Source organism: Sphingomonas sp. S-NIH.Pt3_0716 (assembly GCF_003950715.1).
Classification (GTDB): domain Bacteria; phylum Pseudomonadota; class Alphaproteobacteria; order Sphingomonadales; family Sphingomonadaceae; genus Sphingobium; species Sphingobium yanoikuyae_A.
Map to the genome: position 1 here is coordinate 136069 of NZ_QLJK01000007.1, position 26340 is coordinate 162408.

General features: G+C 65.0%; 27 protein-coding genes. 12 read left to right on the forward strand and 15 right to left on the reverse strand.

Annotation, left to right across the window (positions count from 1 at the left end):
• Positions 1–92: 92 nt before the first annotated feature.
• Positions 93–962, forward strand: coding sequence for an FAD:protein FMN transferase (locus BRX37_RS07590; RefSeq protein WP_125986106.1), 870 nt, complete (start codon positions 93–95; stop codon positions 960–962).
• Positions 963–1353: 391 nt separating this feature from the next.
• Here the strand turns inward: BRX37_RS07590 and BRX37_RS07595 are convergent, their stop codons facing one another.
• The 6 genes from BRX37_RS07595 to BRX37_RS07620 all read right to left on the reverse strand — a co-directional run bounded on the left by BRX37_RS07595 (position 1354) and on the right by BRX37_RS07620 (position 10115).
• Positions 1354–3912 carry a PepSY domain-containing protein gene (locus tag BRX37_RS07595; RefSeq protein WP_125986107.1) on the reverse strand — a complete coding sequence of 853 codons (2559 nt, stop codon included), beginning with the start codon at positions 3910–3912 and terminating at the stop codon, positions 1354–1356.
• Positions 3913–3983: 71 nt separating this feature from the next.
• A complete protein-coding gene (locus BRX37_RS07600) occupies positions 3984–4253 on the reverse strand; it encodes a SemiSWEET family transporter (protein WP_004210495.1) in 270 nt (89 codons plus the stop codon).
• Between the two features lie 141 nt (positions 4254–4394).
• Positions 4395–6998 carry a methionine synthase gene (gene metH / locus BRX37_RS07605; RefSeq protein ID WP_125986108.1) on the reverse strand — a complete coding sequence of 868 codons (2604 nt, stop codon included), beginning with the start codon at positions 6996–6998 and terminating at the stop codon, positions 4395–4397.
• Between the two features lie 83 nt (positions 6999–7081).
• On the reverse strand, positions 7082–8128 hold the full coding sequence (locus BRX37_RS07610) for a homocysteine S-methyltransferase family protein (RefSeq protein WP_125986109.1): 1047 nt from the start codon (positions 8126–8128) through the stop codon (positions 7082–7084).
• A 98-nt stretch (positions 8129–8226) separates the two neighbouring features.
• A complete protein-coding gene (metF, locus tag BRX37_RS07615; RefSeq protein ID WP_125986110.1) occupies positions 8227–9147 on the reverse strand; it encodes a methylenetetrahydrofolate reductase in 921 nt (306 codons plus the stop codon).
• The gene (locus tag BRX37_RS07620) at positions 9144–10115 is read right to left on the reverse strand and encodes an ArsR/SmtB family transcription factor (RefSeq protein WP_125986111.1); all 972 of its coding nucleotides are present in this window, start codon (positions 10113–10115) and stop codon (positions 9144–9146) included. Before BRX37_RS07620 ends, metF begins: the two co-directional genes overlap by 4 nt.
• Positions 10116–10328: 213 nt before the next feature.
• On the opposite strand from BRX37_RS07620, the gene BRX37_RS07625 reads away from it, so the two are divergent.
• Both BRX37_RS07625 and BRX37_RS07630 read left to right on the forward strand, forming a co-directional pair.
• Complete coding sequence (locus BRX37_RS07625) at positions 10329–10547, forward strand: circumsporozoite protein (protein ID WP_125986112.1); 219 nt, start codon at positions 10329–10331, stop codon at positions 10545–10547.
• An 84-nt stretch (positions 10548–10631) separates the two neighbouring features.
• Positions 10632–10865 (forward strand): hypothetical protein, encoded by a 234-nt coding sequence (locus tag BRX37_RS07630; protein WP_125986113.1) that lies wholly within the window; start codon positions 10632–10634, stop codon positions 10863–10865.
• Between the two features lie 60 nt (positions 10866–10925).
• Here BRX37_RS07630 and BRX37_RS07635 read toward each other — a convergent pair whose 3' ends face one another.
• The gene (locus tag BRX37_RS07635) at positions 10926–11351 is read right to left on the reverse strand and encodes a glycine zipper 2TM domain-containing protein (RefSeq protein ID WP_125986114.1); all 426 of its coding nucleotides are present in this window, start codon (positions 11349–11351) and stop codon (positions 10926–10928) included.
• Positions 11352–11534: 183 nt separating this feature from the next.
• On the opposite strand from BRX37_RS07635, the gene BRX37_RS07640 reads away from it, so the two are divergent.
• On the forward strand, positions 11535–12518 hold the full coding sequence (locus BRX37_RS07640; RefSeq protein ID WP_125986115.1) for an esterase-like activity of phytase family protein: 984 nt from the start codon (positions 11535–11537) through the stop codon (positions 12516–12518).
• Between the two features lie 102 nt (positions 12519–12620).
• Here the strand turns inward: BRX37_RS07640 and rpmB are convergent, their stop codons facing one another.
• Positions 12621–12914, reverse strand: a complete 294-nt coding sequence (gene rpmB / locus BRX37_RS07645; RefSeq protein ID WP_004210484.1) for a 50S ribosomal protein L28 — start codon at positions 12912–12914, stop codon at positions 12621–12623.
• A gap of 153 nt (positions 12915–13067) precedes the next feature.
• On the opposite strand from rpmB, the gene BRX37_RS07650 reads away from it, so the two are divergent.
• Together BRX37_RS07650 and BRX37_RS07655 are read left to right on the forward strand one after the other, a co-directional pair.
• Positions 13068–13289: a hypothetical protein gene (locus BRX37_RS07650; RefSeq protein ID WP_125986116.1), complete on the forward strand. Its 222-nt coding sequence runs from the start codon at positions 13068–13070 to the stop codon at positions 13287–13289.
• Between the two features lie 75 nt (positions 13290–13364).
• Positions 13365–13823 carry a nucleoside deaminase gene (locus tag BRX37_RS07655; protein ID WP_125986117.1) on the forward strand — a complete coding sequence of 153 codons (459 nt, stop codon included), beginning with the start codon at positions 13365–13367 and terminating at the stop codon, positions 13821–13823.
• On the opposite strand, the gene BRX37_RS07660 is transcribed toward BRX37_RS07655, so the two are convergent.
• Complete coding sequence (locus tag BRX37_RS07660) at positions 13785–15698, reverse strand: hypothetical protein (RefSeq protein WP_125986118.1); 1914 nt, start codon at positions 15696–15698, stop codon at positions 13785–13787. The two genes, BRX37_RS07655 and BRX37_RS07660, sit on opposite strands and share 39 nt — an antisense overlap.
• Before the next feature lie 44 nt (positions 15699–15742).
• Here BRX37_RS07660 and BRX37_RS07665 point away from each other — a divergent pair, with 44 nt between their 5' ends.
• Positions 15743–16159 carry a GtrA family protein gene (locus tag BRX37_RS07665; protein WP_017502990.1) on the forward strand — a complete coding sequence of 139 codons (417 nt, stop codon included), beginning with the start codon at positions 15743–15745 and terminating at the stop codon, positions 16157–16159.
• Between the two features lie 17 nt (positions 16160–16176).
• Here BRX37_RS07665 and BRX37_RS07670 read toward each other — a convergent pair whose 3' ends face one another.
• The gene (locus BRX37_RS07670) at positions 16177–17070 is read right to left on the reverse strand and encodes an AraC family transcriptional regulator (RefSeq protein WP_125986119.1); all 894 of its coding nucleotides are present in this window, start codon (positions 17068–17070) and stop codon (positions 16177–16179) included.
• Between the two features lie 189 nt (positions 17071–17259).
• Here BRX37_RS07670 and BRX37_RS07675 point away from each other — a divergent pair, with 189 nt between their 5' ends.
• Positions 17260–17991 (forward strand): SDR family oxidoreductase, encoded by a 732-nt coding sequence (locus BRX37_RS07675; protein WP_125986120.1) that lies wholly within the window; start codon positions 17260–17262, stop codon positions 17989–17991.
• Positions 17992–18068: 77 nt separating this feature from the next.
• Here BRX37_RS07675 and BRX37_RS07680 read toward each other — a convergent pair whose 3' ends face one another.
• The 3 genes from BRX37_RS07680 to BRX37_RS07690 are packed head-to-tail and all read right to left on the reverse strand — an operon-like array spanning position 18069 to position 20513.
• Positions 18069–18872, reverse strand: coding sequence for a LytR/AlgR family response regulator transcription factor (locus BRX37_RS07680; protein ID WP_004210477.1), 804 nt, complete (start codon positions 18870–18872; stop codon positions 18069–18071).
• A complete protein-coding gene (locus BRX37_RS07685) occupies positions 18869–19975 on the reverse strand; it encodes a sensor histidine kinase (RefSeq protein WP_004210476.1) in 1107 nt (368 codons plus the stop codon). The genes BRX37_RS07680 and BRX37_RS07685 overlap by 4 nt, the downstream gene beginning before the upstream one ends.
• Positions 19976–20030: 55 nt before the next feature.
• Entirely contained in the window at positions 20031–20513 is a 483-nt protein-coding gene (locus BRX37_RS07690; protein ID WP_004210475.1) for a winged helix-turn-helix transcriptional regulator, read from the reverse strand.
• A gap of 121 nt (positions 20514–20634) precedes the next feature.
• On the opposite strand from BRX37_RS07690, the gene BRX37_RS07695 reads away from it, so the two are divergent.
• A complete protein-coding gene (locus tag BRX37_RS07695; protein ID WP_004210474.1) occupies positions 20635–22740 on the forward strand; it encodes a RelA/SpoT family protein in 2106 nt (701 codons plus the stop codon).
• Between the two features lie 55 nt (positions 22741–22795).
• Here BRX37_RS07695 and BRX37_RS07700 read toward each other — a convergent pair whose 3' ends face one another.
• Together BRX37_RS07700 and BRX37_RS07705 are read right to left on the reverse strand one after the other, a co-directional pair.
• A complete protein-coding gene (locus tag BRX37_RS07700) occupies positions 22796–23083 on the reverse strand; it encodes an addiction module antidote protein (protein ID WP_125986121.1) in 288 nt (95 codons plus the stop codon).
• A 34-nt stretch (positions 23084–23117) separates the two neighbouring features.
• On the reverse strand, positions 23118–23408 hold the full coding sequence (locus tag BRX37_RS07705; RefSeq protein ID WP_125986122.1) for a type II toxin-antitoxin system RelE/ParE family toxin: 291 nt from the start codon (positions 23406–23408) through the stop codon (positions 23118–23120).
• A 372-nt stretch (positions 23409–23780) separates the two neighbouring features.
• On the opposite strand from BRX37_RS07705, the gene rplJ reads away from it, so the two are divergent.
• The 3 genes from rplJ (at position 23781) to BRX37_RS07720 (ending at position 26334) form a co-directional block, all read left to right on the forward strand.
• Positions 23781–24296 (forward strand): 50S ribosomal protein L10, encoded by a 516-nt coding sequence (rplJ, locus tag BRX37_RS07710; protein WP_004210472.1) that lies wholly within the window; start codon positions 23781–23783, stop codon positions 24294–24296.
• A 72-nt stretch (positions 24297–24368) separates the two neighbouring features.
• On the forward strand, positions 24369–24743 hold the full coding sequence (gene rplL, locus BRX37_RS07715) for a 50S ribosomal protein L7/L12 (protein ID WP_004210471.1): 375 nt from the start codon (positions 24369–24371) through the stop codon (positions 24741–24743).
• A 169-nt stretch (positions 24744–24912) separates the two neighbouring features.
• Positions 24913–26334 carry a carboxylesterase/lipase family protein gene (locus BRX37_RS07720; RefSeq protein WP_125986124.1) on the forward strand — a complete coding sequence of 474 codons (1422 nt, stop codon included), beginning with the start codon at positions 24913–24915 and terminating at the stop codon, positions 26332–26334.
• Positions 26335–26340 lie beyond the last annotated feature (6 nt).

Below are 26340 nucleotides of genomic sequence, written 5' to 3' on the forward strand. Positions count from 1 at the left end.
CCGTCCGGATCGCGATAGCGCCCGACCTGTCGCCCGAGCAATTTGCCGGGCGCCAGCGTCAGGGCGCTATCGTCACTTTGGGCGGACCGACCATGGGCACCACATGGTCGGCCCGCATCGTCGACCCACCCGCCGACTGCCAGACCCATGTCGAGGCCGTGCTGGCCGCCGTCATCGGCGAGATGAGCAATTGGGAAGCCGGCTCCGACATCAGCCGCTTCAACCGCAGCCCGATCGGCCAATGGACCCGCCTGCCGCCCGCGATGATGGGCGTGCTGCGCGCGGGCCTGTCCATGGCTCGTCTGTCGAACGGCGCCTTCGACCCGGCGATCGGCGGCATCGTCGCGCGCTGGGGCTTCGGCCCGGCGCTCGCCGGCGGCAGCGCCACCGCTTCGGTCGCGCCCTGGACCTGCATCGAACTCAATGGCGACCGCGCCCGGCGCACCGCCGACGTCGCGCTCGATTTTTCCGGCATTGCCAAGGGCTATGCCGTCGACGCGGTCGCGGCCTGCCTGCGCAGCCTCGGCCTCCCCAACTTCCTGGTGGAAATTGGCGGCGAATTGCGCGGCGAAGGGGTGAAGCCCGATATCCAGCCCTGGTGGGTCGATGCCGAAGTGCCGCCGGGCCTCGACCTCCCAACGCTGCGGGTCGCACTCTGCGGCCTTTCCATGGCCAGTTCGGGCGATTATCGCCGCTACCGGATGGAGGGTGATCGCCGCCTGTCGCACAGCATCGATCCTGCGACCGGCACGCCCATTGCGGAGGGCGTGGCTGCCGTCACCGTGCTCCACGCCTCCGCCATGCTGGCCGACGCCTGGGCGACCGCGATCACCGTGCTGGGCGCCGATCGCGGCATGACCCTCGCCACCCGCCACAACCTCGCCGCCCGCCTCATCCTGCGCACCGAAACCGGCGGCCAGGAATATATGACCCCCACCCTCGCGGCCATGCTGGCCGACTGAGGCCGACCTCAGGCGAGGTGGCGCCCCAGAGGGCGGAGTTGGGTGGATTGCGGCATTCCTCCCCGGTACGGGGAGGGGGACCACTCGCGCAGCGAGTGGTGGAGGGGCACAGGCCCAATAGCGCAGCACTAATAGGCTCCTGCCCCTCCGTCAGCGCTTCGCGCTGCCACCTCCCCGTTCAGGGGAGGAATTACAGCTTCTGGTCGCTTCTTGCCGGGCAGCTTTTCCGCCCAGATGCGGACCGACCGCTAACGGGACCGTCGGGCACCGATCGGCCCAGCGGACGGCGTCAGGGGAGCGAACGAGGCATAGCCCCTCTTTGAAAGGGAGGGGCGGAAGCAAGGTGCGCCTCAACTTGCTTCCAAACCGCCCAGACTTCGCCAATCCGCCCTTAATAGACGTCGCGCTTGTAGCGGCCGACCTCGGCCAGATCGTTGAGCGTCACCTCGCCCAGGATCGCAATCAGCGCCTCATGGACGCTCTGCGCCATGCCTTCCAGGCTGCCGCAGACCAGGATGGTCGCCCCTTGGCCGATCCGTTCGCGCAATTCCGCGCCGGCGTCCGCCAGCAGATGCTGGACATAGCGGCCGCAATCCGCATCGCGCGAAAAGCTGCGGTCCAGCCGTGCCAGCGTGCCGTCCGCCAGCCAGGCCGACAGTTCCGCATCGAAATAACGCTCATGCGCCCGGCTGCGCTCGCCGAACAGCAGCCAGTGGCCGCCCATCCCGTCATGCGCGACGGCGCGCAGATGGGCGCGCAGCCCGGCAATGCCGGTGCCATTGCCGATCAGGATCATCGCGCCGCGCGCCGCCGGATCGGTGCGGAAGCCCGGATTGGGCCGCACCCGCATCATCGTCGTCTCGCCCGGCGCCATATGCGCGGTCAGCCAGCCCGAACCGATGCCCAGCCGCCCGTCATCATCGCGCACCTGCCGCACCACCAGGTCCAGCACGCCATCGGCCATGATCGACGCCGCCGAATATTCGCGCGCCGGCAGCGGGCGCAGCGCCCGCGCTTCTGCCATGGTGAGCGGGGTTCCGGCGTCGGGCAGCATCGCGCGTGCCAGTTCCGCCCGCAACGCCGCCGGCACCGCGATCAGATCGCCCTCGGGCGCCTGGCTAGCCAGCAGCGCCTCGACCGCCTCGGGCGCGTTGCAAGGGTGCAGTTCCACGATATCACCTGCCTGCCATTCGGGCACGTCCGTCCCCACCGGCTCGAACTGCAGATGATAGGCGGTCAGCGCCGGGCTGTCGGGATTGAGCGCATGGCGCGCCACCAGTCGCCACGGCGTGAACGGGATCACCATCTGCCCCCGATCACCCTCGCCCGCGCCCAGATCATGCAGCGCATCATGCCAGGCCAGCTCTGTCGCTTCATCTTCATGCCCCATGGCGATCAGCGGGAAGAGCGGCTGCGCGCCTGCCCCCGCCATCCAGCCGTCGACCGCGATGCCGAAGGCGCAGAAATCGGGATATTCCCGGTCGCCGATCGCCAGCACGCCATAATGGAGATGGCCAAGATCAATCGCCCCGCCACGCAGCAACCGGCTGGCAAAGCCGCGCGCCATGTCCGGCGGCTCGCCCTCGCCATAGGTCGAAACGACGAACAGGATGCGTTGCGCCCCCGCCAGCATATCGCGGGTCAGCCGGCCGACCGGCACCACCTGTGCCCGCACCCCGCCATGGGCCAGCGCCTGCGCCGCATTGCGCGCACGGATTTCGGCGGTCCCGGTCTGACTGGCATAGGCGATCAGCAAGTCGCCGCCGTCCATGTCGCCGCCGGCAACCGCCACAACATCGCCGGCCAGCGCCCGCGCCGCCTGCTTGCGCTTGCGCCGCGAGAGATAGAGCAGGAAGCCGGTCACCGTGAACAGCGGCATGGTGAGGCTGGTCAGCATCATGATGATCCGGCCGGGCAGCCCGAAAAAGGCGCCGCGGTGCAGTTCATAGACGCTCTGGGTGATGATCACGCCCAGCGGCCGGCGATCATAGAGGTCGCGCTTCTCCAGCGCATAGCTGGTCGGATCATAGCTATATTTGTCGGTCTGGCGCAGATGGCGCGCGCCGTCGGGCCGGGCGTCGAAGCTGATCGTCTTCATCGGCTGCGACGGCGCCGGCTGGGTGATGCGCACCCAGATATAGTCATTGCCGGTGGCGCGACGGAAGGCGGTCCAGGCCGGATCGATCGGCGGTCGCGGCGCGATCCCGTCGCGCTTTTCCGACCGCCGCCCTTCCTCGCCCGGCGCCTTGCCGGTCAGGCTGTATATCACCCCCTGCCGATACCAGTCATAGCTCCACCACAAGCCGGTGAGCGCGCTCAGCAGATAGAAGAGCAGCACCCAGGTGCCGATCACGACATGCAACGCGCGCCACAGGTTGCGCCCGGTCTTGCGCAGGTCCAGCACCAGCCAGGCGCGCCAGTCCAGCGCCTGCCGCGGCCAGCGCAGATAGAGGCCGGACAGAGCGAAGAAGATCAGCGCAATCGCGCTGAACGCGGTGATCTGCCGACCGATGCCATTGCCGCCACCCGGCAGCGCCAGCCAGCGATGCAGATCGTCCATCAGATGGAAAAAGCCTTCGCCCGCCGGTGCGCCCAGCCAGGCGCCGGTGGCCCGATCGACCTGCCCCTGCTTGCGGCCGCGCCCTTCGCTCGACGACAGGCGCACGCTGTGCGACCGGTCGCGCGCCATTTCCCAGTCCAGCCGCGCGATATAATAGCCCGGATTGTCGGCCTGCACCCTGGCGATCAACTGGTCGGGCGACAGGTCGGGTTTGGAAGGCACGCCGGGCGCATAGAGGCGCGGCGACAGCGCCTCGCTGATCTCGTCCTCGAAGCTCATGGTCGCGCCGGTCACGCCCATCAGCGCCAGCACCAGGCCGGCGGTGATCCCCAGGAACCAGTGGATCTGGAACAATATGCGCTTGGTCACCTGGGCTCCGTGGGCTGCCATCCGAAAGCCCAGCCTATTACGCATCTGCAACATGAATGCAATTGCGACTTAGTTTCAAGCAAAGATCAGCCCTAAAGCGCGGTGTAGAGGCAAGTCGCGCCCAGGATGATGCCGGGCACATTGGCGACGATGATCGGCCAATCCTTGTCCTTGTGCAGCCAGCCATAGGCCGCCCACAGACAGGTATTGAGCACGGTCGCCAGCGGCTGGATCACCGATCCCTTGTCCCCGGCCAGGTTCATCCGGATCTGGTCCAGATAGGAACCATACATGAGGATGGCGGTGACGGTCGCGATCCAGCCGACCACCCGCAACGTCCGCTCGTCGAGATGCCGTGCCATCCTGCCCCCATGCCTGTCGTCGGCGGCACTTAGCCATCGACCGCCCCCCGCGCGCAAGACCGCAATTACCCGGAGGCGCGCATGGCACCGCCGGGCATGGGGAAGCAGGCGACCACCCCCGATGGAGGGAGGCGCCGGGCGTCAGTCCAGGTTCGGGCGCAGATAGCGTTCGGCGGTTTCCAGGTCGATGCCGCGGCGGGCGGCATAATCTTCCAGCTGGTCGCGGCCGACGCGGGCGACGCCGAAATATTCCGCCTGTTGGTGACCGAAATAGAAACCGCTGACCGCCGCCGTCGGCAGCATGGCAAAGCTTTCGGTCAGGGTCGCGCCGGTCGCATGATGGGCGTCCAGCATCTCAAACAGGATCGGCTTCAAACTATGTTCCGGGCAAGCCGGATAGCCGGGCGCCGGGCGGATGCCGCGATATTCTTCCTTGATCAGCGCCTCGTTGGTCAGCTGCTCGCCCTCGGCATAGCCCCACAAGGCGGTGCGGACATAATGGTGCAGCCGCTCGGCAAAGGCTTCGGCCAGACGGTCGGCCAGCGCCTTGAGCAGGATGTCCGAATAATCGTCGATCGCATTCTTGAAGCGGGCCAGATGCGGCTCGATGCCGTGGATCGACACGGCAAAGCCGCCCATCCAGTCGCCATCATGGCTGATGAAGTCGGCCAGGCACATATTGGCCCGGCCTTCGCGCTTGGCGATCTGCTGGCGCAGCATCGGCAGGGTGTAATGCTTCTCGTCCTCGACATGGACGATGATGTCGTCGCCCTGACGACGGCAGGGCCACAGGCCCGCGACGCCGCGCGCGGTCAGCCATTTCTCGTCGATGATCTTCTGGAGCATCTTCTGCGCGTCGGCGAACAGGCTGCGGGCGCTTTCGCCGACAATCTCGTCCTCCAGGATGGCGGGATAATTGCCGGCCAGTTCCCAGGCGCGGAAGAAGGGGGTCCAGTCTATATAGTTGACCAGATCCTTGAGATCCCAGTCGGGGAAGCGGTGGGTGCCGGGCAGCAGCGGGCGCGGCGCCTTCAGGCTCTCGTCCATTTCGAAGGCGTTGGCGCGGGCGTCCTCAAGCGACAGGAGCTGGCTCTGCCCCTTGTTCGCGCGGGCGACGCGGACATGCTCATAATCATCCTTGGTCTTCTGGACGAAATCGGCCTTTTGCGTTTCGGACACCAGCGCCGTAGCAACGCCGACGGCGCGGCTGGCGTCCAACACATGGACGACCGGGCCGGTGAAGGCCGGATCGATGCGCAGCGCGGTGTGGACGCGCGAGGTGGTCGCGCCGCCGATCAGCAGCGGCATGGTCATGTTGGCGCGCTGCATTTCGGCCGCCACCGTCACCATCTCGTCGAGCGAGGGGGTGATGAGGCCGGACAGGCCGATCATGTCGGCGTCATTCTCGTTCGCGGCCTTGATGATGTCCTGCCAGGGCACCATCACGCCCATGTCGATCACCTCGAAGCCGTTGCACTGGAGCACGACACCGACGATATTCTTGCCGATATCATGGACGTCGCCCTTAACCGTCGCCATGATGATCTTGCCCTTGCCCTTGGCACCGGGTTCCTTGGCCGCCTCGATATAGGGCAGAAGATGGGCCACCGCCTTCTTCATGACGCGGGCGGACTTCACCACCTGGGGCAGGAACATCTTGCCCGCGCCGAACAGGTCGCCGACCACGTTCATGCCGTCCATCAGCGGGCCTTCGATCACCTGGATCGGCTTTTCGGCGGCGAGGCGGCATTCCTCCGTATCCTCGACCACATACATGTCGATGCCCTTGACCAGCGCATGTTCGAGGCGCTTGGCGACCGGCCAGCCGCGCCATTCCTGCGCGGCCTTTTCCGACGCGGCATCCTTGCCCTTGAAGCTTTCCGCGAGCGCAACGAGGCGGTCGCCGGCTTCGGGATCGCTGTTGAGGAGGACGTCCTCGCAGGCCTGGCGCAGCGCCGGGTCAATCGCGTCATAGACGTCGAGCTGCCCGGCATTGACGATCGCCATGTCGAGGCCGGCGGGGATGGCATGATAGAGGAAGACCGAGTGCATCGCCCGGCGCACCGGCTCGTTGCCACGGAAGGAGAAGGAGAAGTTCGACAGGCCGCCCGAGATATGGACGTGCGGGCAGCGCTTCTTGATTTCGCGGCAGGCCTCGATGAAGTCGACGCCGTAGTTGTTATGCTCCTCGATCCCGGTCGCCACGGCGAAGATATTGGGATCGAAGATGATGTCTTCGGGCGGGAAGCCGATGGTCATCAGCAGCTTGTAGGCGCGCTCGCAAATCTCGACCTTGCGGGCCTGGGTGTCGGCCTGGCCGGTCTCGTCGAAGGCCATGACGACCACGGCGGCGCCATAGGCCATGCAGAGTTTCGCATGATGCAGGAAGGCTTCTTCACCTTCCTTCATGCTGATCGAGTTGACGACCGGCTTGCCGGAGACGCATTTCAGGCCCGCCTCGATCACTTCCCATTTGGAGCTGTCGATCATGACGGGGACGCGGCTGATGTCCGGTTCCGACGTCATGAGCTTGAGGAAGGTGGTCATCGCCTCGACCGCGTCGAGCAGGCCCTCGTCCATGTTCACATCGACGATCTGCGCGCCATTTTCGACCTGCTCGCGCGCGATGTCGATCGCCGCGGCATAGTCGCCGGCCATGATCAGCTTCTTGAACTTGGCGGAGCCGGTGACATTGGTGCGCTCGCCGATGTTGACGAAGGTGGCGGTGGAGGTCTGCGTGGTCATTCTATCAATCCGTTCGCTTCGAGCCTGTCGAGAAGCGTTGCGCGCCCGGTTCTCGACAAGCTCGAACCGAACGGTGGGAGGTTTCAGGCAGCTATGTGCATCGGTTCGAGGCCGGCGAGGCGGGTCACGACCGTCAGTTCGGGCACCTGGCGCGGCTTGTGGCCGTCGAGCGCCTTCGCCACCGCGCCGATATGGGCGGGCGTCGTGCCGCAGCAGCCCCCGACCATGTTGACCAGCCCTTCGTCCACCCACTGACGGATCAGCTTCGCGGTGGTTTCCGGCAACTCATCATATTGCCCCAGTTCATTGGGCAGACCGGCATTGGGATAGGCCAGGATCAGCGTGTCGGCATTTTTCGACAGTTCGGCCAGATAAGGCCGCAGCAGGTCCGCACCGAAGGCGCAGTTCACGCCGATGGTCAGCGGCTTCAGATGCCGCAGCGAATACCAGAAGGCGTTGATCGTGTGGCCCGAGAGATTCCGGCCCGACATGTCGGTGATGGTGAAGCTCAGCATCACCGGCACCGAGCGGCCGGCCGCTGCCTCCGCCTCGCGCGCGGCCATGCCGGCGGCCTTGGCGTTGAGCGTATCGAAGCAGGTTTCGATCAGCAGGAAGTCGACGCCGCCGGCGATCAGCGCGTCGCACTGTTCGCGATAATCGGCCTTGAGCGTGTCATAGTCGACCTCGCGGTAGGCGGGATCGTTGACGTCGGGCGAGATCGACAGCGTCTTGTTGGTCGGGCCGATCGAGCCGCAGACGAAGCGGGGCTTGCCGTCCTTGGCCGTCGCCTTTTCGCAGGCGACCCGCGCGATCTTGGCGGCGGCGACATTGATGTCCCACACCAGATGTTCGCAGCCATAATCGGCCATCGCGATCTTGGTGGACGAGAAGGTGTTGGTCTCGATCATGTCGGCGCCATTGTCGAGATAGGCGGTATGAATGCCCTCGACGATGTCCGGCCGGGTCAGGCACAGAAGATCGTTATTGCCCTTCTGGTCCTTGGCCAGGTCCAGGTCACCGCGATAATCGGCTTCGGTCAGGCCATGCTTCTGGATCGACGTGCCATAGCCACCGTCGAAGATCAGGATCTTTTCCGCCGCCAGGGCGCGCAATTTCTGTTCAGCGTTCATCGTCATATCCCCTCGTCCCGTTCGGTTCGAGCTTGTCGAGAACCCTCGCGCTACCGGTTCTCGACAAGCTCGAACCGAACGGAGGGGATGGTTTCAAATCAGGCGTCCACCGTCACCTGCGGGCGCAGGCCCAGCAGATGGCAGATCGCATAGCTTAGTTCCGCCCGGTTGAGCGTATAGAAATGAAAGTCGCGCACGCCGCCCATATAGAGGTTGCGGCACAGTTCGGCCGCCAGCGTGGCAGAGACGAGCTGGCGCGCGGCGGGATGCTGGTCCAGCCCGTCGAACAGGCGGCCCATCCAGGCGGGGACATCGGTGTTGCACATTGCCGACATGCGCTGGACCGCGGCGAAATTGCTGACCGGCATGATGCCGGGAATGACGTCCGCGTCGATGCCGGCGGCGGCGACAGTGTCCCGGAAGCGGAAGAAGGTGTCCGCCTCGAAGAAGAATTGGGTGATCGCACGGGTCGCGCCGGCGTCGATCTTGCGCTTCAAATTGTCGATGTCGCTCTGCGCGCTCAGCGCATCGGGATGGGTTTCGGGATAGGCGGCGACCGAAATCTCGAAATCATGGCGCTTGCGCAGCCCCTCGACCAGTTCGGCCGCGCCCTTGTAACCATCGGGGTGCGGCTGGAAGGCGGTGCCGGCCTCCGGCGGATCGCCGCGCAGCGCGACGATATGGCGCACGCCCGCTTCCCAATAGGCGTCGGCCACTTCGTCGATCTCGGCCTTGCTGGCGGCGACGCAGGTCAGATGCGCGGCGGCGGCCAGCGGCGTTTCCCTGGCGATGCGCGCGACCGTATTATGGGTGCGCTCGCGGGTGGAGCCGCCCGCGCCATAGGTCACCGACACGAATTTGGGCGCCAGCGGCGTCAGCGTCTCGATCGCCGACCAGAGCTGCTCCTCCATCTTCTCCGTCTTGGGCGGGAAGAATTCGAAGCTCACATTGAGGTCGCCGGCCAGGTCCGCATAGAGCGGCCCTTCGGCATCATGGCGAGCGCGGTCAGTCTGGGTCATGCGGAAATCCGTTCTTCGATGGGCAGGATGGCGGCGCCGCGCTGGCGCCCGAGCCATAATTGTACCGTCAGTTCCTGGCCGGGCAGCATGTCCACCCGCTCCAGTTCCAGGCCCGCCTGCGCGAACCAGCCTTCGATCTGCATGTCGGAAAAGCCCAGGCGCGCATGCTGGTCGCGGGTGCGCAGCTCTTCGCGTTCATGAGCGGCGAAATCGACGATCAGCACCCGGCCGCCGGGGCGCAGCACCTGCGCCGCCTGCCCGATCACCTGCTCGGGCGCCTGCGCATAATGCAGCACCTGATGCAGCAGCACCGTGTCGACGCTGGCGGGATCGATCGGCAGCGCGGCGAAATCGCCGAGCAGCAGCGCATATTTGTCGCCGGCATCCTCGGGCAGCTTGGCGCGGGCCAGCCGCAACATATCGGGGCTGCGATCAAGCGCCGTCACCTGATCGGCGGCGGGGCCGAACAATTCGATCATCCGCCCGGTGCCGGTGCCGATGTCGAGCAGATGGCCGATCGCCTGCCCGTCCAGCATCGCGCGCATCGCCGCTTCCACATCGGCTTCGGCGACATGAAGCGAACGGATCGCGTCCCACTCCTCGGCATGTTCGGCGAAATAGGCTTCGGCGGCGCGCGCCCGCTCGGCCCGCACGGCGGCAAGGCGCGCGAGATCTGCATTTTGCCATGCGGCCTCGGCGGCCGACGGCTGCAACTGGTCGAACAAGGTGATGAAGGGCTGGACCGATGCCGCCTGCCCCAGCCGCAGGAAGACCCAATTGCCCTCCTTGCGCCGTTCGACCAGGCCGGATTCCACGAGAATGCGGATATGGCGCGACACGCGCGGCTGGCTCTGGTCGACCACCTGCGCCACTTCGCCCACGGCCAGTTCCATCGCCCGCAACAGGTGGACGATGCGCAGCCGCGTCGGGTCTCCAAGAGACCGGAAAATGTCGAGGGCGCCACTCATGCAGCAATCATATAAAGAAATCTTTATATGCGTCAATGGCCGTCCATTGCGGGCACTTCCGACAAAAACCGCGCCTTATCAGGCCCTCCCGCTCAGGAATGGGATTGCCTTGCTTCGCCCAAAGCATTACGAATCAGCGCGCAGGCGCAATGGGGGGTGAGCTTTTCTCCGAGAGTGGTCTGCATCTTTTTTTTCTCTGAGAGGGGTTTGCCCATGTCCAAGTCGATTGCTCTTTCGCTCGTTCTCGCCGCTTCGCTGGGTCTGGCTGCTTGCGGTGGCCACACCGCCGAAAACGCTGCCAACAACGCCTCCAACGCTGCTGAGAACGCTTCGAACGCTGCCGACAACGCCATGAACGCCGCGATGAACGCTGCCGACAACGCTGCGAACGCCGCTTCGAACGCGACCAACAACGTCGCCAACGCGATGTAATTTCCCTTTCGGGAAGAGTTTCTTGGAAAAGGGCCGCACCGGAAACGGGAGCGGCCCTTTTCTTATGCGCGAAAGGACCGGCGAGTGATCAAGCGACCTGCCCTGCTGCTCCTGCTGGCGCTGGGCGCCTGCAATTCCGGCCAGGATGATGGCGTCGGCGGCGTCAGCGCGGCCGAAGCCAGCGCGCTCAATGCCGCCGCGGCGAAGCTGGATGCGCGCGCTGGTGCCGCTTCGCCGCAGGAGGCCGGGCTCAACCCCGCCGCCGTCGCGGCCGCCCGCGCCGACCGGCGACAGGCCGGGGGCAATGCCGCCCGATAGCAAAAGGCCGCCCCCCCCTTCACGGGGACGGCCCTTCATCGTCACCGGATGGGGTGACGCTTAGCAGTTGCGGTCGATCGCGCGGCCAGCCAGCGCACCGACGCCTGCGCCGATGATGGCGCCCGTGGTGCCGTCGCCACGACCATAGCGGCTGCTGCCCTTACCGACTTCGTTGCCGAGCAGGCCACCGGCGATCGCACCGATGATGGTGCCGCCCGTGCCATTGTCCCGGCAGCGATAGCCGCCACGATAACCGCGATAATCATTGCGGTAATAATTGCCGCGATAACCGCCGCGATAGCCACGGTCGCCGCGATAATAGTCACCCCGATAACCGCGATAGCCGCGATCACCCCGGTAATAGTCGCCGCGCTCATAGCTGCGGCCCCAGCCATCGCGCGCCATGGCGGGCGTCGCGGTGACGGCGAGGGAGGCAGCGCCCATGGCGAGCGCAGCACCCAGATTGATCAGATACTTCATCTTCATGGCGTTGCTCCTCAGATTGCCATTTCCGCGGTGAACCGGACGGGCCGATCACCAGGATTGATGCCCTTATGACTGATTCGCGTTGAGTGGAGCCTGAATGGCGGTGACAGCCACCGTTCAGCTGGCAACGCTTCGCCACTCCCCTGCTGCGTCCCGCCGACATTTCCCCTATGGCGGAGCGCGATGCATCGAATCCTGATCGTTCTCGCTCTCGCGATCCTGCTGCTGCCTGCCCCGCCGTCCACCAAGCCCGCCGCCGTGCGGCCGGGCACCTTGCTGGTGACGGCGCGGGCCGTGCCGCTCGACAGCAGCGATCCCGAGCGCCGCCGGGTGGGCACGCTCACCTATCTGGGTGGCTGGCAGCTTGGCAGCGACAATCCGGGCTTTGGCAGCATATCCTCGCTGCTGGTCGACGGACCGGGCCAGATATTGGCGCTGAGCGATGCCGGCGTGCTGATGGGCTTCCATGTCGGCCCCGGCCGCGCCAGCCGCCGCCCCTTCATCGCGCCGCTGCCGGTAAGGGCGCAGGACAGGGACCGGCCCTGGTGGTCCTGGGATTCGGAATCCATGACCCATGATCCGGCCAACGACCGCTATTGGGTCGGGTTCGAGCTGCTCCAGGCGATCTGCCGCTATTCGCCGGGCTTCGCGCGGGTGGAGGCGTGCCGGACCTGGCCGGAAATCGTCGCCTGGCCCAAGACCGGATCGATCGAGTCCTTCACCCGCCTGCCCGACGGCCGCTTCATCGCGATCGGCGAGATGGGCATGACCGCCGACGGCCATCATGACACCTTGCTCTGGTCGGGCGATCCGGCCGAGCATGACACGGCCGATCCGATCCATCTCCATTATGTCGCGCCGCAGGGCTATCGCCCGACCGACATGGTCGCGCTGGACGATCGCCATCTGCTGGTGCTGAACCGGCGCCTGACCCTGCAGGAACTGTTCACCGCAACGATCGCGATGATCGAGCTGCCGGCGCATCCCGCACCGAACACGGAGCTGCGCGCCCGGACGCTGGCTCGGCTGGCGCCGCCCCTGCTGGCCGACAATTTCGAAGGACTGGCACTCAGCCGGGAACAGGGCCGGACGATCCTGTGGGTCGCATCCGACGACAATCACGAATTCTTCCAGCGCACGTTGCTGCTGAAATTCCGATTGGATTGATCAGGGTCGGGCTGCGGGCCGGTGCGGCGCAGGGAATATCAAGAAACGCAAAAAGCGGCCTGTTGCCAGGCCGCTTCTTATGCCGAAACGAATCGAAGCGAATCAGGCGGCTGCGGCAGCCTGCTTCTTGACGATGTCGCGCTTCAGGCGACGGGCCTTCAGCGACAGCTTGTCGTCGCTGGTCTTGACCAGCCAGTTGTCGAGGCCGCCATTATGCTCGACCGAGCGCAGACCATGGGTCGACACGCGCAGCTTGACGGTGGTTTCCAGCGTTTCGGAGATCAGCGACACGTTCTGCAGGTTCGGCAGGAACACGCGCTTGGTCTTGTTGTTGGCGTGGGAAACATTGTGACCCACCTGGCGACCCTTACCGGTCAGCTCGCAAATGCGCGACATAGTCAATCAACCTTTGAAATTCGGGTTCGTTCGGAAAGCGGCGCCGATAGCGGGATTCCCGCTCGCCGTCAACCTTCCGCTCGGTTCGTGGCACTATCGCAACCATTTCACCGGGCCCCGCGTTCATCCCCCCGTTCAACAGAGGAGAGTGCCATGCGTTTCATCGGCGTATTGCTGCTGATCGCGCTTATCGTCATCGGCGGCGGGATAGCAACCGGATTCATCGACCTGCAGAAGACTCAGGAAGGCCGCCTGCCCGAAGTCCAGGTAAAACAGGGCGCCCTGCCCAAATATGAGGCGAGCGTCGCCAAGGTCGAAGTGGGCAGCCGCAACGAAACCGTCGAGGTTCCGACCGTGGACGTGAAGAAACCCTGATCCGATTCGCGGGCTTTGGAGCGTCGGCTAGGCCCGCTCTGGCGCGCCTCTCCAACACTCTTTAAGGGCGGGGTCATGACCTCGCCCTTTCCCTTGCCCGAACCGATGCGCCGCGCCTTTGCGCTGGCCCGCGCGGCCGAAGCAGCAGGCGAGGTGCCGATCGGCGCGGTGGTCACGCGTAACGGCATAGTCATCGGCGAGGGCCAGAATCGCAACCGCCGCGACAATGATCCCACCGCCCATGCCGAAATGGTCGCGATTCGCGCTGCCGCTGCCCATCTCGGCGATTTCCGCCTGACCGCCTGCGACCTGTGGGTGACGCTGGAGCCCTGCCCGATGTGCGCGGGCGCAATTTCACACGCTCGGGTCGCCCGGCTCTATTATGCGGTGTCCGACCCCAAGGGTGGCGCGGTCGAACAGGGACCGCGCCTCTTTGCCCAGCCCCAATGCCTGCACCGCCCCGAAATCTATGGCGGGCTGGCCGAGGCGGAGGGATCAGCGCTGCTGCGCGACTTTTTTGCCGCCCGGCGCTGAATAATTGATGCGGTAGAGCGTGTAGGGCAGCGTCATCGCCGTCTTGAGCGTCACTGGCTGCAACCAGGCGGGAATCGTGCCGCGCATCAGGCCCGCATAGAAGCCACGGGGGCTACGCGACTGATAGATGGTCCCCTCGGGGAAATTCGGGCAGACCAGCAAATAGGTCGCATGATGCTTGGCCGCGATCGGGCGGAAGGCATCCGCCGGCCCGTCATAGGCATGATGCATGTCGAGAATCGTCGCGCCATTGCGGTGATAGGGGCCTGCGACCGCGCTATGATGCGTCGTGGCGATGATGCGCGGTCCCAGATCGACCATGGTGAAGATGGTCGCCGGCGGCAGCTGGTCCAGCACCTCGAGCGCGGGCAGCGTGCGGCATCGGCCATTGGCCTTCTTGATCGCATCGGTGCGGGCGATGGCGGATGGGCGCCAGGGCTTGGGCTTGGTGCCGGTCGCCTGCTGCCATAGCGCGATCACCTGCGGATAGAGCGGATAGGCACAGGCGATGGCGCCGACCAGCAGCGCGCCGATGCCCGCCAGGATGCGCACCCGGCGCGACCCGGTGAAGATCGCCGTCACCAGCCGCCATCCGGCCCATGCCGCGGGCGGGATCGCCAGCAACTGCGCCGCCGGCCCGGCGCGCAGCTGCCAGAAGAGCAGAGCGGTCGAGAAGAGCATCATCAGGCCGATCGTCGCGAAGGCCCACAGCCGGTCGCTGTCGCGCCGCACATCCCACAGCGCCCAGAGCAGGCCGAGGAGGCCCACTGCCGGCAGCGCCATCAGCGGCACGACCAGGCTCTGCGCCTGCGCGGTGATCGGCTTGGCCTCGCGGATATTGGCGAGCCAGAGCTGCTGCAGCTCAGGCGAGATCTGATAGGGAGTCAGGCATTGCGGCCAGTTCAGAAGGAAGAACAGGCCCACCGCCCCGCCGACGATCATGCCGGCGATCAGCCGCTGCCACCAGAGCCGCAGCGGCAGGCGACTGAGCAGCACCATGCCCGCGCCCGCCGCGCCGAACACCGCGACCCAGATGGGCGAGATGGCATCGCACACCATGTGGCGATTATCGTAGCTGGCGAAGATGACGTAGCAGAGCGACGTCGCCCCCGCGAGGCTGAGGCCATAGGGCAGCATCCGCCGCCCGGCGCCATCGCGGAATACCCAGCGCAGCGCCACCAGCGCGCCGCCGGCGGCCAGATAGACGATCATCTCCATGCCGATCGCCACCGACAGGGCGCTCGACACGCCTGCGACCACGCCGCCGCGCAGCCAGTTGCGATCGATCAGGCCCGCCATCATCGTCAGCGCCAGCGCCAGCTGCCAGCCATGATGGTCGATCCGCATCGGCGCGAACATGCCAAGGCCCATCTGCGCAGCGAGCGGCGCCAGCACCGCGAACAGCCAGGCCCAGCGCGCACCGACCGCATCGCCCGCCAGCCGCCGCGCGATCGACCCCAGGCTCAGCATCAGCAGGAACAGCGGCAACAGCGGCGCGATTGCACAGGCCAGCCGGTCGGCCAGATCCTGTTCGACAAAGGCGCGGAAGAACAGCATCAGCCCGGCGAGCGGGATGTCGACCAGCCGCGACCAGTGGATATTGGCGCCGCCCGGTGGATCGAGCCGATATTGGCGCAGATCATACCAGCCCTGCCCGGCCAGCCAGTCCTTCACCTGAACGAAGCGGATATTGTCGTCCGTGTCGCTCAGCGTCAGCCAGTGGATGGCGGGCCAGCGGTCGACCAGCATGCCGACCAGGATCGCGATCCAGATCAGGAAGGTCAGCCACTTCCAGTGGCGATCGGCATAGGCGGTGAGGATCGCGAACCAATGGGGCGCGCGGGCGCGAAAAGCAGGCCAGCTTTGCAAATTCATGGCCGGTGGATTAGACGCTCCACACCAAAGCGCAACGGGGCTCCATGAAAATCATCGACCGACTGTCGCCGGCCCATCAGGCCCTGTTCTGGCAGATATTGCGCTATGGCATCAGCGGCCTGTTCATCACCGCCTGCCAGGCGGCGATCTATTGGACGCTGGCGGCACCAGTCGGCCTCCACCCGCAGGTCGCCAACGGCATCGGCTATCTCTGTGCCGTGGTCATCGGCTATGTGCTGCACAATGCCTTCACCTTCCGCGGCCATGGCAGCCAATCGGGCCATGCCGCGCGCGGTTTCCGCTTCGTCGCCGTCTCGCTGGTCAGCTATGCGCTCAACGCCCTGTGGGTCTATCTGTGCGTCACCCATATGCGCTGGCCCGAATGGTCGCCGATCCCGGCGATGATCTTCCTCACCCCCGCCGTGGTGTTCGGCCTCAACCGGCAATGGGTGTTCCGCTAAGGGAAATACCCCCGATCTCAGATCGCCAGCGCCCGGTTCGGCATGGCGCGCAACCGGCCGACGTCGCGCTGGGGTGGCGCGCCGAACAGGCGGCGATATTCACGGCTGAACTGGGACGGGCTGTCATAGCCGACCTGATAGCCGGCCTCGGCCGCGTCGATCCGCTCCGCCAGCATCATCTGCCGTGCCTGCTGGAGCCGCAGCTGCTTCTGATATTGCAGCGGCGTCATCGCCGTCGCGCGGCGAAAATGATCGTGGAAGCTCGACAGACTCATGCCGGCAAGATCGGCCAGCACCGGGCCACTGAACGGCTCGCGATAATGCGCCTTGAGCCAGCGGATCGCGCGCGCAATCTGGCCGGTGCGGCTGTCACCACTGGCAATCGCACGCAGCAACCCGCCGCTCGGTCCCATCATCAACCGCAGCAGCAATTCCCGCTCGACCAATGGCGCCAGCAGGGCGGCACTGTCCGGCTGGCCGAGCAGTCCGGTGAGCCGGCTCGCCGCGTCCAGTAGTTCGGGCGTGATCGGATGGAGCGAGAGCGCCCGCCCCTCCTCCACCGCCGCAGCCGCCGGCAGGGTCAGCGCGATGTCGGACAGCATCGCCGGGTCGAGATAGAGGCAGAAGCAGAGATAGGGGCTGTCCGCATCCGCCTGCGTCACCGTGCCGGTGATCGGCAGGTCGAGCGAAGCGACCAGATAGCTGGCCGGGCCATAGGCTATGACCGCGTCGCCCATCATCACCTGCTTGGCACCCTGCGCGATGATGCAGAGCGCCGGGCGCTGGAGCATATGCACCGGTTCGCCCGGCTGCGACCAGCGCACCAGCGTCAGGCGCGGGACTGCCGTGTCGACTATGCCGTCCGCGTCCATATGGCGGGCGATCTGCTCGCCCAGATGCTCATGGCTCATGCGCACCCCCTTCCAGGAATTTCAGGCAATCCTGATAGCACATAAGACGACAAATGGCCACGTCTGATCATTCATTCGGAATATCGTGCAATCATGGCGCAGGACCATTCTACCGCCCCGATGCCGAACGGGCGCATTCCTGCTCCATCGGATCGGATGTCGATCCGCCCCAAGGATGGAGCTTCAATCATGGCTATCGAGAACAAGGTCATCGCGATCACCGGCGCCAGCAGCGGCATTGGCGAGGGCACGGCGCGGCTGCTGGCGGCGCGCGGGGCGAAGCTGATGCTGGGTGCCCGCCGCACCGACCGGCTGGCCGCGCTCGCCGACGAACTGAACGCTGCCGGCGGCCAGGTCGCCTTCAGCGCACTCGACGTCACCGATCGCGCCGATGTCGAGGCGTTCATTGCCGCGACGCAGGCCGAATTTGGCCGCATCGACGTGCTGGTCAGCAATGCCGGGCTGATGCCGCTGTCGCGCTTCGATAGTTTGAAGGTCGAGGAATGGGACCGGATGATCGACGTCAACATCCGCGGCGTTCTGCACGGCATCGCCGCCGCCCTGCCCCGCTTCAAGGCCCAGGGCAGCGGCCATTTCGTCAATATCTCGTCGATCGGCGGCTATCGCGTCTGGCCGACCTGCGGCGTCTATTCGGCGACCAAATATGCGGTGCGCGCCATTTCCGACGGGCTGCGGATGGAGCATGACGATATCCGCGTGACCATCGTGTCGCCCGGCGTGGTCGAATCCGAACTGGCCAGTACCATCACCGAAGCGGGCGCCGCCGCCGCGATGGAGGATTTCCGCGCCATCGCCCTGACGCCGGACGCCATTGCCCGCGCCATCGCCTATGCGGTGGAACAGCCCGACGATGTCGATGTGAACGAATTGATCGTCCGTCCGGTGCGGACGATGGACTGAGGAAGGCGCGGGATCGGTTCAGGCCATCCCGCACCAAACGGCCGGCCGCCCCTGCACGGGCGGCCGGCGCCGTTTCGTCAGTGGACGAAACGCGCGACGACGTCGCGGTAGGAACGGCTGACCTTCACCTGGGCGCCGGATTCCAGCACCAGGAAGCATTCGCCGTTGGTATGGGGCTTCACCTGACGCACCTGGCTCAGGTTGACGATGGTCGAGCGATGGACGCGCTGGAAATTGCGCGGGTCGAGCCGCTTTTCCAGATCCTTCATCGTCTCGCGCAGGATCAGCGAGTTGTCGGCGGTATAGATGCACATATAGTCGCCCGCCGCGTCGATCCGCTCGATCGAATCCACGTCGACGCGGAAAATCTGCCCGCGATCCTTGATGTTGATCAGCTTTTCGAAGCGGTTCGACGCCGGCGCATCTTCATCGCCATTGGCAAAGTCGTGCATCGCGTCGGGCGCCACTTCGGCCAGCACCTCGCGCAGCTTTTCCGCTTCCTGCACCTGCTTCTTTTCGGACAGGCGCAGGCGCACCCGGTCGAGCGCATCGGCCAGGCGGCCTTCGTCCACCGGCTTCATCAGATAATCGACCGCCTGTGCCTCGAAGGCGCGGATCGCATGGTCGCTATAGGCGGTGACGAAGATGAACAGCGGCGGTTCGACCTCCATCATCCCCTGGACGACGGAGAAGCCGTCGAAGCCGGGCATCTGGATATCGAGGAACACAAGGTCGGGTTTATGCGTCTTGATGGCACGGATGGCTTCGCGGCCATTGGTGCAGGTCTCGATGATTTCGACATCCTCATGCGCTTGCAGACGGAGCTTAAGGCCTTGGATAGCCAGGCTTTCGTCGTCGACGAGGATTGTTCTGATGGTCATGCGGCCACTTTCGATGTTTCATCCATGTTAAGCGGAATTTCGATGATGACCGAAAATCCGCTTTGCGTGGAACGCGTTTCGAACCGCTGTCGTTCCCCGAAGGCCTGAATTAACCGGTCCCGGATGTTCGGCAGGCCGACGCCCGTCCCCTCGCTGACCGGAATGTGTGGCTTCATTGCGCCATCGTTCAATCCCGGCCCGCTGTCCGACACGACGATCCGGACATTTTCACCGGCAGGTTGCGCCGACACCGAGATTTCCGCCCCTTCCTCCTTGGGCGTGACCGCATATTTGATCGCATTTTCCACCAGCGGCTGCAGCAGCAGCGACGGCAGGCGTGCGTGGGCGACCGAAGGATGGACGTCGAAGGACGGCCGCAGCCGGTCCTCGAAGCGCATCTTCTCGATCTCCAGATAGAGTTTCAGCGTCTCAATCTCCTGCTCGATCGTCACCTGCGCGGTCGGCTCGTTGATCAGCGTATAGCGCAGGAAGGAGGACAGCCGCGACAGCATCGCATTGGCGCGCGTCGTTTCCTTGAGCAGCACCAGGGTCGAGATGGAGTTGAGCGTGTTGAACAGGAAATGCGGATTGAGCTGATAGCGCAGCATGGCGAGCTGCGCGCTCGACGCCTGATTCTCCAGATGCAGCAGCTGGTCCGCCTGTTCCTCCACCGTCAGGTAGAAGTTGATCGCATAATAGAGCGCCGACCAGGCGCCCAGCAGCGTCATCGACAGATAGAAGGCGCCCAGGAACAGCTGCAACCCGGCGGTTTCGCTGCCCTTGTTCTGGGTCGAAAAGACCCAGGCATCGATGAAGGCGACCATCGCGGCGGCGGCGACCACGGTGACGATCGACGCGCCCCAGGTCAGGATCGGCCGCTGTTTTTGCAGGAAGCGGAAGGCGACCGCGATCAGCAAGGTCGCCGAATAGCCGGTGACGGTGGAGATCAGCACCGGGATCAGGCTGGACAGCGGCTGACCATTGGCGATGGTGGACGACCCGCGCAGCAGGAAGGCCCCGGCCCAGCCAAGCGACTGGAGGTTCCAGAAAGCGCGATTCTTGTCCGCGAAAAAGGGTTTGGGCTGCAGGGGATGGACTGACATTGCCGACAGCCTAGGCGATTTCAGCGCCATGGTGAAGCCGCCCCGTCGTCCGGTATCAGGCCGCCGCAGCCGGCTCTTGCGCCATCGGGGTCACTTCGTCGCGGCACAGCCAGACCAGATCGCTCAGGTCCAGCGTGCGGCCGTCATGCGCCTGGATCGCGATCGCACGGATCGGCATGCCATCGCGCTTGTCCGCCAGCACCTGGCAGAAGGGCGGCGCGCTGCCCCATTTCTCGCCCCACTGGCGCAGCGCGATCATCGCGGGGGCCAGTTCCTGCCCCTTTTCGGTCAGCCGATATTCGACCTTGCGCCGGTCGCACTGCATCGGCTGGCGCAGCATGATGCCATTTTCGACGAGCCGCGCGAGGCGGTTGGCCAGGATGTTGCGGGCAATGCCCAGCGTCGACTGGAACTCCTCGAAATGGCGAATGCCCGACAGGGCGCCCCGCAGGATCAGGAAGGACCAGCGCTCACCCATCGCCTCCAGCGCGGCGGGAAGGGCGCATTGTTCCAGGTCCTGGGCAAGATTATGTTTCATGATGTCGATCTAATAGCGCAAAGCGGCAGCCGTTGCAAAAGTTGCACAAAGGCAACCCAAATCACACAGATCGGGATTTTTTTGTTGCGCTGCAAGGCGCTTCCCACACAATCGGGAAACGATGCTACGTCAATATGAACTTGTCGAACGGGTAAAGCGCTACGATCCGGATGCGGATGAAGCGATGATCAACCGCGCTTATGTCTTCTCCGTCCAGAAGCATGGCAGCCAGAAGCGTGCCAGCGGCGACCCTTATTTCAGCCATCCGATCGAGGTCGCCGGTATCCTGACCGACTTCTATCTGGACGACCAGACGATCGTGACGGCGCTGCTGCACGACACGATCGAGGATACGCTGGTCACCTATGACGAGATTGAGGAGGCGTTCGGCAAGGATGTCGCCCGCATGGTCGACGGCGTGACCAAGCTCTCCAAGATCGAGGCCATGTCCGAAAATGAGCGGGCGGCCGAGAATCTGCGCAAGTTTCTGCTCGCCATGTCGGACGATATCCGCGTGCTGCTGGTGAAGCTGGCCGACCGGCTGCACAATATGCGCACGCTGCACTTCATCAAGAATGAACAGAAGCGCCGTCGCATCGCCAAGGAGACGATGGACATCTATGCCCCGCTGGCGGAGCGGATCGGCATGTATGACTTCATGCGCGAGATGCAGCTTCTCTCGTTCCGCGTGCTGGAACCCGAAGCCTATGACAGCATCACCAAGCGGCTGGAGCAACTGAAGGAAGGCGGCCATGACAAGGTCGACCGGATCGGCGCGGAGCTGCAATTGCTGCTGGGCGGCCATAATCTGTCGGTGACCGTGTCGGGCCGCGAAAAGCATCCCTATTCCATCTGGAAGAAGATGCAGGAACGGCACATCAGCTTTGAACAGCTGACCGACGTCATGGCCTTCCGCGTCATCACGGAAACGACCGAGGATTGCTATCGCGCGCTCGGCGTGATCCACCAGACCTTCAAGATGGTGCCGGGCCGGTTCAAGGATTATATCTCCACCCCCAAGCGCAACGGCTATCGCTCGCTGCACACCACGGTCATCCATCAGGAAAATGCCCGTATCGAGGTGCAGATCCGCAGCCGCGACATGCATAATGACGCCGAACTCGGCCTCGCGGCGCACTGGGCCTACAAGCAGAAGGGCGACGCCACCGACCAGAATGCCGCCTGGCTGCGCGACCTGGTCGAAATCCTGGAACAGAGCCAGGATGCCGACGAGCTGCTCGAACATACCCGCATGGCGATGTATCAGGATCGCATCTTCGCCTTCTCGCCCAAGGGGGAGCTGCACCAGTTGCCCAAGGGGTCGACCCCGGTCGATTTCGCCTATGCCGTCCACACCTCGCTCGGCAACCAGACCGTCGGGGCGAAGGTGAATGGCCGGGTGGTGCCGCTGCGCACCAGCCTCGAAAATGGCGACCAGGTCGAAATCCTGAAATCGGCCGGCCAGGAACCCCAGCCCGGCTGGCTCAGCTTCGCCATCACCGGCAAGGCGCGCGCCGCCATTCGCCGCTTCATCCGCCAGAAGCAGCGCGGCGAGGAAGTGGCGCTGGGCGAAAAACTCTATGAGGAAATCATCGGCCGCTTCTCGCCCGAACTGGCGAGCGAGCTGGGCGACAAGGCGCTCAATGCCGCGCTCAAGCGGCTGAAGCTGGAGGATCGTGCCTCGCTGATGGTGGCGATCGCCACCCATCGCCTGCTCGATTCCGAGGTGATGGAGGCGCTGATCCCCGGCTCCACCAGCGGCCAGGAACTGGAAGAAGCCCATCCGCGCCAGCATGCCCCGGTCTCGATCCGCGGCCTGACGCCGGGCATCGCCTACAAGCTGAGCGAATGCTGCCACCCGGTGCCGGGCGACCGCATCGTCGGCATCCGCCGCACCGGCGAGCCGATCGAGGTCCACACCATCGACTGCCGCACGCTGGAGGCCGGCCAGGACGACGACTGGGTCGATTTGAGCTGGGACAGCAAGTCCAAGGGCGGCACCGCCCGGCTGCAGGTCATCGTCAAGAACCAGCCCGGTGCGCTCGCCGCGGTCGCCAATGTGTTCGGCGCGACCAAGGCGAACATCCTCAACCTGCAACTGGTCAATCGCGAAGGCCCCTTCCACACCGACATCATCGACCTGGAAGTGGCCGACGCCCAGCATCTGAGCCGCATCGTCTCGGCGCTCCGCGCCCTCGATACGGTGGTGCAGGCGGACCGGGTCTAGGAGCATCCTCGCTTCGGCGGTGGCACCTATCGCCACTGCCGAAGCGGGCCATCGATCAGGCAGCCGCCTCGATCCGCATCCGCAGGCCCAGCGCCGGCAGCAGCTTCAACATGCTGCCCAGCGTCGGATTCCCTTCGGGGCCGAGCATCCGATAAAGTTGCTGGCGCTTCATGCCCGTTGCCTTCGCCAGCTGGGTCATGCCATGCGCGCGCGCCACGATCCCGATGGCCTGGGTGATGACATGCACGTCACCGGTGGCGAACGCATCGGCGAGCAGTTCCGCCTGATCCTCCGCTTGCGTCAGCGCCTCAGCCGCATCAAAGCGGGTCAATTCGATCGTCATACCAGCCTCCTTGGCCGGGTCGATGAGCGTCAGCTCAATCGATCCGGGCCGCCATATCCTTTGCCCTGGCGATGTCCCGCGGCTGGCTCGACTTGTCGCCACCAACCAGCAGGACGATCAGCCGGTCCCCGCGCCGCACGAAATAAAGGCGATAGCCCGGACCGAAATCGACACGGGCCTCCAGCACGCCATCGCCCACCGACTTCACATCGCCCAGCAATCCCAGTTCGAACCGGGCAATCCGTCCGGCAATCTTCGACCGCGGCCGGTGATCGCGAAGCGCAGCAAACCATTCTGCAAAGACCGGCGTTTGCAGCACTTCCATGGCGACAACATATATGTGACACGCCGACGCTTATCAAGCCATCGTTGGCCGCACCCGCCGTCCTGCCAGCGTTTATCCGTTGCGTTCCTTGCCCAAAATCTGTAAGGGCGCCCCAGCAGACCCGTGGCTCACGCCATTGGTCTTCCGTCCGAGACAGTTGGTGAAGGGAATTTGCCCTTCTTAATCTCCAGCCTAGACGGGGAAAAGTTCTTTACCGGACGGGCCATGCGCCCGATTCGGGTCTGCCTGTCTTCCTTCTCGAGGATATGGGCCAGTCGACCTCTCCCCTTCGGACTTAACTGCCCCGTGGCTTGCCATGGGTTTTAGCCGTTCGCGTGGCGCAAGCGACGCGAACATGAAGTGGAGAATGGCATGGATCGTAATCAGAAATCTGAGATCGTCTCCGCGCTGAACGCTCAGCTGGCAGAAGTTGGTGTGGTCGTCGTGACCCGCAACCTCGGCATGACCGTCGCTCAGTCGACCGTCCTGCGCCAGAAGATGCGCGACGCCGGTGCGTCCTACAAGGTTACGAAGAACCGCCTCGTCAAGATCGCCCTCGAAGGCACCGACTATACCGGCATCAGCGACCTGCTGACCGGCCCCGTCGGCCTCGCCTCGTCGGTCGATCCGGTTGCAGCCGCCAAGGTTGCAGTCGATTTCGCGAAGACCAACGACAAGCTTGAGATCGTTGGCGGCGCGATGGGCGAAGTGCTGCTCGATGCGGAGGGCGTCAAGGCCCTGGCATCGATGCCGTCGCTGGATGAACTGCGTGCGAAGCTGGTCGGCCTTCTGGTCGCCCCGGCTACCAAGCTCGCAACCGTCACCCAGGCACCGGCTGCGCAGCTTGCGCGCGTCTTCAACGCCTATGCGGAGAAGGAAGCGGCCTGAGCCGCCCCTCATCCTCATTAACTTTTGAACCTCATTTGTTCGGGGCAATCGCCCCTTAGAAGGAATTGAAAAATGGCAGACATCAACGCTCTGGTCGATCAGCTCTCGGCCCTCACCGTCCTCGAAGCCGCTGAGCTGTCGAAGGCTCTGGAAGAAAAGTGGGGCGTTTCGGCCGCCGCTGCTGTCGCTGTGGCCGCTCCGGCTGCTGGCGGCGCCGCTCCGGCTGCTGAAGAGCAGACCGAATTCGACGTGATCCTGACCGGCGACGGTGGCAAGAAGATCAACGTCATCAAGGAAGTCCGCGCCATCACCGGCCTGGGCCTGACCGAAGCCAAGGCTCTGGTCGAAGGCGCCCCGAAGGCTGTCAAGGAAGGCGCCAGCAAGGACGAAGCCGAAAAGCTGAAGAAGCAGCTGGAAGAAGCCGGCGCGACCGTCGAGCTCAAGTAAGCTGTTGCGGCCTTGCTTCGGCAAGGCCCGGCCTTCCGGTTTCGGCCGGAGAGATATGGGGTGGTGCCTTCGGGCGCCGCCCCTTTTTCTTTGCCCGATCAAGCCGATTGATTTCCGCGCCATATTTGCCTCTATTCCCGCCCACAGAATGGAATGGAGGATGCAGGCGATGCGGCGGACCACTATCATCGGGCTGGGCGCCCTGTTGCTCGGCACCAGCGCCCTTGGCACGGCGCCGCTTGCCGCCCGTTCCCCCACGCCCCAGCCGCAAATGGTCCAGACCGAGGCGGGTATCGTCCATGGCGCGCTCGATGCCGGGGTGGAAAGCTGGAAGGGCATTCCCTTCGCCGCGCCGCCGGTCGGCGACCTGCGCTGGCGCATGCCCCAGCCCGTCGCCCGCTGGCAGGGCGTGCGCGAAACCACCGCCTATCGCAACGACTGCATGCAGCTCCCCTTCCCCAGCGATGCCGCGCCGCTCGGCACCCCGCCGGCCGAGGATTGCCTCTACGCCAATGTCTGGAAGCCCGCCGGCGCCAGCGCCAAGCTGCCGGTCCTGTTCTGGATCTATGGCGGCGGCTTCGTGAATGGCGGATCGTCGCCGCCGACCTATGCGGGTGCCGCGCTGGCAAAGCAGGGGCTGATGGTGGTCAGCTTCAACTATCGGCTTGGCCGCTTCGGCACCTTCGCCCACCCCGCCCTTGCCGCCGCGAACGAGGACAAGGGCCTCGCCGGCAATTACGGCCTGATGGATCAGGTCGCGGCGCTGCAATGGGTGAAGCGCAACATCGCCCGCTTCGGCGGCGATCCCGCCAATATCACCATCATCGGCGAAAGCGCGGGCGGCATGTCGGTCCATGCGCTGCTGACCTCGCCTTTGTCGCAGGGCCTGTTCCAGCGCGCGGTCATCATGTCAGGCGGCGATGGCCAGATGATGGGACCAAAGGACGGCAGCGCAGCGACGATCGGCGAGGCCTTTGCCGCGACCAAGGGGATCAAGGGCAGCGATGCCGCCGCGCTCAAGGGGCTGCGCGCCCTCCCCGCCGATCAGGTGATCGACGGCCTCAATCTGGAAGGCATGTTCAAGGGCCAGCTTGGCCCCTACAGCCCGCCCTTCCCCGACGGGAAGATCGCGGTCAATCCGGCTGCCGCCTATGCTGCCGGCAATTTCGCCCATGTGCCGGTGATGGTCGGCGCGACCGACGCCGACATTGGCGGCCCGACCGGCTTCATGGTCGGCGGTGCCCGCACCGTCGCCGCCACGCTCGCCGCGGCGAAGCTGCCGGTCTATGCCTATCGCTTCGACTATGTCGCGACCTCGGTGGGCAAGCCCGGTGCGGGCCATGCCACCGACATCCCCTATTTCTTCGACACCCAGGCGATCAAATATGGTGCCGCGACCACGGCACGCGACAATGATATGGGCCGCACCATCAGCGCCTATATCGTCAATTTCGCGCGCAGCGGCGATCCGAACGGCACCGGCCTTGCCGCCTGGCCGCGCTATGACGCGAGCGAGGACCGGATCATGCTCTTCAACCCCGACGGCAAGGCCGCAGCGCAGAAGGATCCGCTACCGCCGGTCACGCCCTGACAGGGG